This window comes from Mesorhizobium sp. M5C.F.Ca.IN.020.29.1.1 (assembly GCF_003997375.1).
GTDB classification, from domain to species: Bacteria; Pseudomonadota; Alphaproteobacteria; order Rhizobiales; family Rhizobiaceae; genus Mesorhizobium; species Mesorhizobium wenxiniae.
The window spans coordinates 10,001-19,677 of sequence record NZ_RZSW01000050.1 but is presented as its reverse complement, the minus strand read 5'-3'; the positions used below and the strand labels follow the sequence as shown (position 1 = coordinate 19,677).

Sequence of the window (9,677 nt, the reverse complement as noted above, 5' to 3'; positions counted from 1 at the left end):
TCCATACCTCGGCGGCGACGGTTGCGGTGCTGCCCGAAGCGGAAGAGGTCGACATCGACATCAGGGCCGAAGACATCCGCATCGACACGATGCGCGCCTCGGGTTCGGGTGGCCAGCACGTCAACACCACCGATTCGGCGGTGCGCATCACCCATTTGCCGACCGGCATCATGGTGGTGCAGGCGGAGAAGTCGCAGCACCAGAACCGGGCGAAAGCCATGCAGATCCTGCGCGCCAGGCTTTACGACATCGAGCGCAGCAAGGCTGACGAGGAACGCTCCGAATCGCGCAAATCGCAGGTCGGTTCGGGCGATCGCTCGGAGCGCATCCGCACCTATAATTTCCCGCAGGGCCGCGTCACCGACCATCGCATCAATTTGACGCTCTATAAGCTCGACCGGGTGATGATGGGCGAACTCGACGAGGTCATCGACGCGCTGATTGCCGACCACCAGTCGAAGCTGCTCGCCGATATCGGCCTCGATGGCTGACAGTCTGCCCGGTACGTTAGGGCCACTGCTGAAAGCGGCGCGGGCACGCCTTGCCGCGGCCGCAGTCGCCGATCCGGCGCTGGATGCAAGGCTGATCGTCGAACATATTTCCGGCACGACCCGCACACAAGCCATCGCCGATCCCGAATGCAGGGTCGATGCCGGCGCGATTGCCGCGATCGATTCAGCCCTGAGGCGGCGGATCGCCGGCGAGCCGGTGCATCGCATCCTGGGTTATCGCGAATTCTACGGCTTGCGCCTGTCGCTGTCACCGGAAACGCTTGAGCCGCGACCGGACACCGAGACGCTGGTCGAAGCGGTGCTGCCCTTCGTGAAGGCGACAGCGGAACGGCAAGGCCAATGCCGCATCCTCGATCTCGGCAGCGGCACCGGCGCCATCGCGCTGGCGCTGCTCAGCGCCGTTCCGGCGGCGGTCGCTACCGGTGTCGATATTTCGCAAGGCGCGCTGGCAACCGCCATGCGCAATGCCAGGGAATTGGGGTTAGCCGACCGGTTCCAGGTGCTCAAATCCGACTGGTTCGAAAAAGTTTTTGGCCGATACCATGTAATTGCCGCTAACCCTCCCTATATAGCATCCATAGACATTGAAAATCTGCAGCACGAAGTCCGCGATTTCGATCCACGCCAAGCCCTCGACGGCGGCGTGGATGGTCTGAGTCCCTACAGGATCATCGCCGCCGAGGCGGCAGGTTTTTTGGAAGCCGAGGGCAGGATTGCGGTCGAGATCGGCCACACCCAACGCAAAGAGGTCACGGGCATATTCTTCGCAGCCGGCTATGTGCCGGCGGGGGTATTCCGCGACTTTGGCGGAAACGAGAGGGTTCTGATCTTTGAACTGACAAAGCCGTGATGCAGTGCGAAAAAAGCGCTTGGCAATGCCGGGGAATGCGGCTAGGGTCGCCTTAACCGGATGAGACGAAGCAGGCAGTGCTCTTACCGATTCGGTTTCCTTGGAAATAGCTGCCTTCTTGCGCAAACGACGCCCAAGCTTCGTGCGGGAATCGTCCGACAAGTGATGTAACCGGAACAGGATGACACGTGGCGCCAACGCAATCGATGCGGGCGAACGCCGGTGAAGAGACGAAACGGCTGGCTGCATGGGCGCCTCCGTTCGTGAAAAAGTTTTCGAAAATTCAAAATTGAAGAGAGTCGAATGAGGCCACAACAGCAGAACAGGCGCATGCGCGGTCGCAACAACAATGGCGGCGGCAATAACAACAACAATAACCGCAAGGGCCCTAATCCCCTGACGCGCAACTACGAGAGCAACGGTCCGGATGTGAAGATCCGCGGATCGGCTCAGCAGATCGCCGAAAAATACGCTACCCTTGCCCGTGACGCGCAAAGCTCCGGCGACCGGGTGATGGCGGAAAACTATCTCCAGCATGCCGAGCACTACAATCGCATCATCGCTGCCGCGCAGGCGCAGTTGCCGATCCAGAGCGCTCAGCAGAACCGCGACGATTTCGACGATGACGGCGACGAAGATCGCGACGAGTTCGACAATGCCGGCAACAGCAATGTCGGTGAGACTGCGGCTCCGGTGGTCAACCACGGTGGCGGCCCGCAGCCGGTCATCGACGGCACGCCAGCCGAGTTGGCCTTCAACCAGGAAAACGGCCGCGACAATCGCGATACCGGTGGGCGCGATACCGGTGGGCGCGACAATAGTGGGCGCGACAATGGCGGCCGCCATCGCGACCGTCGCCCCAATGGCGGCTACGGCCAGAACGGCGGCCAGCGCGGCGAATTTGGTGCGCGCGGCGAGCACGGCGGACAACGCGACGATCAGAACCGGCGTGGCGATCAGAGCCGGCGCAACGAGACACCGGTACAGAACGAGACGCCCATACAGGCGGAAACTGTGTCTCCGGTCGAGCCGGTTTCTGTGGCCGAACCCGCGCCGCAGTTCGAAAGCTTTTCGCCGGCGGCTTTGGCTGCCCAGGCCGAGATGAACGAAGCAGCCGCCGAAAGCGGCGCTGCCCGCCGCCCCAGGCGTCCGCGCCGTCCGCGCGTCAACGCTGATCAGGTGGATGGCGGTAACGACAATGCTGGCGCCGATAACGTGAATGCAGCGCCGGCGGAAGACGCCGGTGGCGAGCCTGCCATCATCGACGTCAACAACTGATCGAGCAAGGCCTTCAGACTTTCTTGGACGGCGGAGAGGAATCTCCGCCGTTTTTGTTTTGCGCACCCGGGCAATATTATGCATTCACCATTATTGGGACGTCTTGAGGGTCCGTGGCTTGCGCCCCATATCTCGCGTGAACAGGACCCGGCTCGAACGGGCGGGTCCGTCACCACAATCTGATCCGGTGCCGCAAAGGCGGGCCGGTGACGGAAGGAGACAGAGATGAACCTTGAAAAATATTCCGAGCGCGTGCGCGGCTTCATCCAGTCCGCGCAGACCTTGGCGCTCTCTCGCAACCACCAGCAATTCACTCCCGAACATATGTTGAAAGTGCTCGTCGACGACGACGAGGGCTTGGCCGCGTCGTTGATCGAGCGCGCCGGCGGCAGCGTCCGCGACGTCAAGCTTGGCGTCGAGACGGCACTTGAGGCGATGCCCAAGGTGGAAGGCGGCAACGGCCAGCTCTATCTGGCGCAGCCGCTGGCCAAGGTGTTCTCGACCGCCGAGGAACTGGCCAAGAAGGCCGGCGACAGTTTCGTTACGGTCGAGAGGCTGCTGACGGCGCTGGCGGTCGAGAAATCCGCCAAGACTGCCGACATCCTGACCAAGGCCGGCGTGACGCCACAGGCGCTGAACCAGGTGATCAACGACGTCCGCAAGGGTCGCACCGCCGATTCGGCGAGCGCCGAGCAGGGCTATGATGCGCTGAAGAAGTACGCGCGTGACCTGACTGCCGACGCCCGCGCCGGCAAGCTCGACCCGGTCATCGGCCGCGACGACGAGATCCGCCGCACCATCCAGGTGCTGTCGCGCCGCACCAAGAACAATCCAGTGCTCATCGGTGAACCCGGCGTCGGCAAGACAGCGATCGCCGAAGGGCTGGCGTTGCGCATCGTCAACGGCGACGTACCGGAATCGCTCAAGGACAAGCAGTTGATGGCGCTCGACATGGGATCGCTGATCGCCGGTGCCAAATATCGCGGCGAATTCGAAGAGCGGCTGAAGGCGGTCCTTTCGGAAGTTACCGCTGCCGCTGGCGGCATTATCCTGTTCATCGATGAGATGCACACGCTGGTCGGCGCCGGCAAGGCGGATGGCGCCATGGATGCGTCGAACCTGTTGAAGCCGGCGCTGGCACGCGGCGAACTCCACTGTGTGGGCGCGACGACGCTCGACGAATACCGGAAGCATGTCGAGAAGGACGCCGCTCTTGCCCGCCGCTTCCAGCCGGTCTTCGTCAATGAACCGACCGTCGAAGACACCGTCTCCATCCTGCGCGGCCTGAAGGAAAAATACGAGCAGCACCACAAGGTGCGCATCTCGGATTCGGCGCTGGTCGCTGCAGCGTCGCTGTCCAACCGCTATATCGCCGACCGGTTCCTGCCGGACAAGGCCATCGACCTTGTCGACGAGGCCGCGTCGCGGCTCCGGATGCAGGTCGATTCGAAGCCCGAAGCGCTGGACGAGATCGACCGCCGCATCATGCAGCTCAAGATCGAGCGTGAGGCGCTGAAGGTCGAGAAGGACGACGCGTCAAAGGACCGGCTCGCCCGCCTCGAAAAAGATCTTTTTGCTCTGGAAGAAGAATCGACCGAATTGACCTCGAAGTGGCAGGCCGAGAAGCAGAAGCTCGGGCTCGCCGCCGACCTGAAGAAACAGCTCGACGAGGCGCGAAACGAACTCGCCATTGCCCAGCGCAAGGGTGAATTCCAGCGCGCCGGCGAGCTTGCCTATGGCAAGATTCCGGAACTCGAAAAAAAGCTGACGCAGGCCGAGGCGCAAGACGGCAAGGTCGGCATGGTCGAAGAGGTGGTCACCCCCGATCACGTCGCCCATATCGTGTCGCGCTGGACCGGCATTCCGGTCGACAAGATGCTGCAAGGCGAGCGTGACAAGCTGCTGCGCATGGAAGACGAGATCGGCAAGCGCGTCGTCGGCCAGGGCGAGGCGGTGCAGGCCGTGTCGAAAGCCGTTCGCCGTGCGCGCGCCGGCCTGCAGGATCCGAACCGGCCGATCGGCTCGTTCATGTTCCTCGGACCGACGGGCGTAGGCAAGACCGAGTTGACCAAGGCGCTCGCCAGCTTCCTGTTCGACGACGAGAGCGCCATGGTGCGCATCGACATGTCGGAATTCATGGAGAAACACTCGGTCGCCCGGCTGATCGGCGCGCCTCCCGGCTATGTCGGCTATGAGGAAGGCGGGGCGCTGACCGAAGCGGTGCGGCGCCGGCCCTACCAGGTCGTGCTGTTCGACGAAATCGAAAAGGCGCATCCGGATGTGTTCAACGTGCTGCTGCAGGTGCTCGACGACGGCCGCCTGACCGACGGGCAGGGCCGCACGGTCGATTTCCGCAACACGCTGATCATCATGACGTCGAACCTCGGCGCCGAATATCTGGTCAATCTCAACGAGAACCAGGACGTCGATGCCGTTCGTGACGAGGTGATGAGCGTGGTGCGGGTATCGTTCCGGCCGGAGTTCCTTAACCGCGTCGATGAAGTGATCCTGTTCCACCGGCTGCGCCGGCAGGATATGGGCCGCATCGTCGAGATCCAACTCAAGCGACTGGAAAACCTGCTCGTCGATCGCAAGATCACGCTTTCGCTGGACCAGGAGGCGATCGACTGGCTGGCGGCCAAGGGCTACGATCCGGCCTATGGCGCGCGGCCGCTGAAGCGGGTGATGCAAAAGGAACTGCAGGACCCGCTGGCGGAGAAGATCCTGCTCGGCGACATCCTTGACGGCTCGACCGTCAAGGTCACCGCAGGTTCCGACCGGTTGAACTTCCGCTCGAAGCCGACGGTCGTGGCGACCGAGGCGGCGGCCTGATTCGAGGCCGCCACATAATTAAACACTGAACGGCGGGGCGCAGATGACGCTGGATGACTACAACAGCTTCTGCGCCTCGCTGCCGTCGACGAGCCATGTCGTCCAGTGGGGCGGCGCCCATGTCTGGAAGGTCGGAGCCAAGGTCTTTGCGATAGGCGGTTGGAGTAAGGGCAAGGAGCCGTTCGTCACCTTCAAATGCTCCGACATCGCTTATGACATCTTGAAGGAACAGCCGGGCCTTCGGCCCGCGCCCTATCTTGCGTCACGCGGCATGAAATGGATCCAGCGCCAGACAAACCAAAGCATGGACGATGACGCGCTGAAGGACTATCTGCGCGAAAGCCATCGCCTTGTCGTGCTCAAGCTGCCGAAGCAGGCGCGCAAGGAATTGGGACTCGCCGCCAGCTAGCTATGTTGCTCTCATCGCCAGAAATCCGCCATCTTCATGCCCGGTTCATGTTGGAACCTTATGGTCGGCAACTGATTTGCTGGCGAAGGGGTTCGCCTGCCGCATAGCCCCGAACTTCGAATTCGATTTTCGGAAAGCTTGGTGCGAAGATTTTAACTATTAGAGCGTCCTTGCGCGTCCGAAGGGACGCGCGGCGCTCTAAAGAGACAACGCCGGGCGGCGGCAATTACGGACCGGAGAATTTGGCCAACATGTTCCGCACGATCTTCACCCTTTCGGCGCTCGCCGCCGGGCTGCTTTCTTCGAGCGCGATGGCCTCGCCGACGGAGGACATCGCGCCGCGATCTGCCCGTGCGGCCAATGCCGGTGGTGTGCTGGTCGCCCAGAACGGCGATTTCGACGTCTATTACGACGCCAGGGGAAACCGCGTCATCGTCGATGCGGAAACCGGCCAGGTCCTCGCCATCCAGCCGCCGCAGACCAGGTTCGACCGCCGCGCGCTCCGCCGCGAGCGCCTGCGCAATCTCGGACCGGTCGAGGACGACCGTTATTATCTCGACGACCCGGAAGACACGGCGCGCTTGCGCCGCAGGCAATTGGAAGAGGAAGGCCTGATCGTCGTGCCACCGGTCGACGAATACGATCCCTACAGCGACAATTGGGTGGAAACTTTTCCCGAAGCGCCGCGCGATGACGGCAGCTATGGCAACGATTATCCGGAAGCGCCACAGCCGATAAAGCCGCGCACCGTCAAGCGCCAGCCGCTCGACGAGGCTTCGATCGAACCCGTCGAGCCGACGGCCCCAGGCGACCAGGCGGCATTGCCGCCAAAGATCGGCGGCAAGACTGTCGCCGATCCGTCGCTTTCACTGGGTGCACGACAGGAAGTTGCTGCGTTGCAAGTGCTGCTCGACCGCGCCGGCGCTTCGCCCGGCGTCGTCGACGGGCGCTTCGGCTCGAATGTCGACAAGGCGCTCGCCGCCTACAACGAGATCACCGGCAGCAATCTTCGGTCGACCGATGTGGTCGGCATCCAGGCAGCCCTTGAGCAGTCCGGCGGCGATGCCTTCGCCTCCTACAGCATCACGCCCGAGGATGCGGCCGGCCCCTATGTCGCCTCGGTGCCGGAAGACTACGGCCAGAAGGCGCAGCTCGACCGGCTGAGTTACACCTCCGTCACCGAAGCGCTGGCCGAGCGGTTCCATATGGACGAGAACTATCTGAAGGCGCTCAATCCGGAAGCCAATTTCAACCGTCCAGGCACGATCATCAAGGTCGCCAATTTCGGCAGGCTGGTGGCGGAGCCGGTGGCGCGCATCATCGCCGACAAGGGCAAGAAGCAGGTCCGCGCCTATGACGCGTCGGGCAAGCTAATCGCGGCCTATCCAGCCACCATCGGCTCGGCGGACACGCCTTCGCCCACCGGCACGCATGCGGTGTCGCGGGTCGCGTTAGATCCGAACTACACCTACAATCCGAACATCAATTTCAAGCAGGGCGAAAACAACAAGATCCTGACCATCCCGCCGGGTCCGAACGGCCCCGTCGGCTCGGTCTGGATTGCGCTGGACAAGCCGACCTACGGCATTCACGGCACGCCTGACCCCTCCAAGATCGGCAAAACCGAAAGCCATGGCTGCGTGCGGCTGACCAATTGGGACGCGCGCGAACTGGCAAAAATCGTCTCGCCGGGCGTCACGGTGGAATTCATCGACTGAGCGCCTTATCGCAAATCACTGCACACCCCTGGGCGGCTCGGGAAGCAGGATTTTTTTGGCACGTGCATTAATCAGTGAAGGAGCCGCGGTCCAACGGCATCGAAGTGCCGATCCTGTTCTGGTTTCAACGACAGCAGTCCTCTGGCCGGTTGTTGCCAGCGCATAGGAGGGCTAAGCAGGCTTAATGCGTTCTCCAAGCGAAGTCGGCGCCGACGCCGTCCCCCTGGCCAGGCCGCTGCCGGCCGATACGTTTTGCCCGCAATCGCGGCGCAGCTTCGTGCTGATCGCGGCGATCCTGGCTTCGGCGCTCGGCTTCATCGACGGTTCGATCCTGGCCATCGCCACACCAGCGATCCGCGTCGATCTTGGCGCCAGTTTCGCCGAGGCGCAGTGGATTTCAAACTCCTATGCGCTGACGCTTTCGGCACTCATCCTTGTCGGCGGCGCCGCCGGCGACCGTTTTGGCCTGCGGCATGCTTTTGTGGCAGGCATCGCGCTGTTCATTGCCGCCTCGCTTGCCTGCGCGGTGGCGCCGAACCCGCCGGTGCTCATTGCGTTTCGCGCCATTCAGGGCATCGGTGCTGCCATCATGGTGCCGGGCAGCCTCGCCATTATCGCCAAGGCCTATCCGAAGAAGGAGCGCGGCAGGGCGATCGGCATCTGGGCGGCGGCCTCGGCGCTGACGACGGCGCTTGGCCCGGTGCTGGGCGGCGTTGTCTTGTCGGCCTTCGACGACGGCATCTGGCGGGCGATCTTCGCGATCAATCTGCCGCTTGGTCTTGTCTCGATCTACCTCCTGCTCGCCAAGGTCCCGGCCGACGCACCGACGGAAAAGCGCAGCCTCGATCTCGGCGGCGCTGCCCTCGCCATCTTGGCGTTCGGAGCGCTTGCCTACGGCTTGACCTCGATGAGCGCAGAGGGCGAGGGGCAAATGTCCGGCCCGAGCATCGCCGCCGGCGCGCTGCTGCTCATCATGTTCATTGTCTTCGAGCGCCGGCAGCGCGAACCGATGATCGATCTCTCGCTGTTTCGGGTCGGCGCCTTCGCCGGCGCCAATGTGGCGACCTTCTTCCTCTATTTCGCACTGTCGGCCAACCTGTTCTATCTGCCGATGCTGCTGATCGCCGGATGGGGGCTGAGCGCGGCTGAGGTCGGCTTCATCTTCCTGCCGCTGTCGGTCTTGATCGCCCTGTTGTCGGGGCCGGTCGGCCAGTGGTCCGACCGGATCGGCCCGCGTTTTCCGATCGCCAGCGGCAGTCTCGTCGTCGCTGTCGGCTTTGCCGGGCTTGCCTTGCTGGCCTATGCCGGCCTCCACAGTTTCTGGTGGGGAGTGTTTCCGCTGATGGCGCTGATGGGGTTCGGCATGGCGCTGGTCGTGTCGCCGCTGTCGACGGCGGTGATGACGGCAGTCGAGGACAAGGATACGGGTGCTGCTTCGGGAATCAACAATGCCGTCTCGCGCATTGGCGGCCTGATCGCAGTGGCGGCGATGGGGTCACTGGCGGCCTGGGTCTATGCGGCAGTGCTGAATAGCGGTGCCGCATCCGGCATTCCGGGTTTCGGCGAACCGGCGCCGGCGGGCCTGGCACCGGATCTCGATGCAGCAAGGCTTGCCGCCAGCGATGCAGCTTTCGCAGCCGTCGCCTTGGCGACCGCGCTGCTTTGCCTGCTCTCGGCGACCGTGGCGTGGACGACCGTCTCCGGCGAACGACTGCCGTGGTCGCGTGTATCTGAGACTCCGCAGAGCTGAGGAGCCCGGAAGGCTTCAAGGTCAGCTCAGCCTTCGATCTTGGCGCTCGCGACCTTCAGCGAATCACTGTCTTCCTGCTTGAGCAGATCATCGATGCGCCCGCGCTCGCGCTTGAAGGCGACGAGGTCGTCGCCCTTCAGCACCTTGCCGACCGGCAGGCGAACGCGCATCGGATCGACCTTGGTGCCGTTGACGATCAGCTCGTAGTGGAGATGTGGACCGGTGGCGAGGCCGGTCTGGCCGAGAAAGCCGATGGTCTGGCCTTGGCGGACGCGCACGCCCGGCGCGATGCCTTTGGCAAACGCGCTCTGGTGATTGTAGGAGGTCT

General features: G+C 63.2%; 8 protein-coding genes (1 of these 8 cut by a window edge). 7 read left to right on the top strand and 1 reads right to left on the bottom strand.

The annotated features are described in order from the left end of the window. The 7 genes from EOA85_RS06885 to EOA85_RS06855 all read left to right on the top strand — a co-directional run. Nucleotides 1-491 (top strand): peptide chain release factor-like protein (locus EOA85_RS06885; protein WP_281033712.1); only part of this gene is annotated, 491 nt, incomplete at its 5' end. After that, a complete protein-coding gene (prmC, locus tag EOA85_RS06880) occupies nt 484-1,362 on the top strand; it encodes a peptide chain release factor N(5)-glutamine methyltransferase (RefSeq protein WP_127208841.1) in 879 nt (292 codons plus the stop codon). The genes EOA85_RS06885 and prmC, both read left to right, overlap by 8 nt. A gap of 303 nt (nt 1,363-1,665) precedes the next feature. Beyond that, nucleotides 1,666-2,640 carry a DUF4167 domain-containing protein gene (locus EOA85_RS06875; RefSeq protein ID WP_127208840.1) on the top strand — a complete coding sequence of 325 codons (975 nt, stop codon included), beginning with the start codon at nt 1,666-1,668 and terminating at the stop codon, nt 2,638-2,640. 225 nt (nt 2,641-2,865) lie between these two features. Beyond that, complete coding sequence (gene clpB, locus EOA85_RS06870; RefSeq protein ID WP_127208839.1) at nt 2,866-5,472, top strand: ATP-dependent chaperone ClpB; 2,607 nt, start codon at nt 2,866-2,868, stop codon at nt 5,470-5,472. Between the two features lie 43 nt (nt 5,473-5,515). Next, nucleotides 5,516-5,881, top strand: coding sequence for an MmcQ/YjbR family DNA-binding protein (locus tag EOA85_RS06865; RefSeq protein ID WP_127208838.1), 366 nt, complete (start codon nt 5,516-5,518; stop codon nt 5,879-5,881). A 251-nt stretch (nt 5,882-6,132) separates the two neighbouring features. Then, a complete protein-coding gene (locus EOA85_RS06860) occupies nt 6,133-7,599 on the top strand; it encodes a L,D-transpeptidase family protein (RefSeq protein WP_127208837.1) in 1,467 nt (488 codons plus the stop codon). Nucleotides 7,600-7,783: 184 nt separating this feature from the next. Further along, the gene (locus EOA85_RS06855; RefSeq protein WP_127208836.1) at nt 7,784-9,349 is read left to right on the top strand and encodes an MFS transporter; all 1,566 of its coding nucleotides are present in this window, start codon (nt 7,784-7,786) and stop codon (nt 9,347-9,349) included. 26 nt (nt 9,350-9,375) lie between these two features. Here the strand turns inward: EOA85_RS06855 and EOA85_RS06850 are convergent, their stop codons facing one another. Beyond that, a protein-coding gene (locus tag EOA85_RS06850; protein ID WP_164759525.1) for a M23 family metallopeptidase crosses the window boundary here: on the bottom strand, nt 9,376-9,677 show its 3' portion. Its footprint extends 1,660 nt past the window's final position; 302 of the gene's 1,962 nt are visible here — the last part of the coding sequence; the start codon falls outside the window, past its right edge; its stop codon occupies nt 9,376-9,378.

Excerpts from the sequence above, each read along its gene's own strand:
- EOA85_RS06860 (WP_127208837.1), top strand. The coding sequence starts at position 6,133 with ATGTTCCGCACGATCTTCACCCTTTCGGCGCTCGCCGCCGGGCTGCTT.
- EOA85_RS06875 (WP_127208840.1), top strand. The coding sequence starts at position 1,666 with ATGAGGCCACAACAGCAGAACAGGCGCATGCGCGGTCGCAACAACAAT.
- EOA85_RS06855 (WP_127208836.1), top strand. The coding sequence starts at position 7,784 with ATGCGTTCTCCAAGCGAAGTCGGCGCCGACGCCGTCCCCCTGGCCAGG.
- clpB (WP_127208839.1), top strand. The coding sequence starts at position 2,866 with ATGAACCTTGAAAAATATTCCGAGCGCGTGCGCGGCTTCATCCAGTCC.
- EOA85_RS06865 (WP_127208838.1), top strand. The coding sequence starts at position 5,516 with ATGACGCTGGATGACTACAACAGCTTCTGCGCCTCGCTGCCGTCGACG.
- prmC (WP_127208841.1), top strand. The coding sequence starts at position 484 with ATGGCTGACAGTCTGCCCGGTACGTTAGGGCCACTGCTGAAAGCGGCG.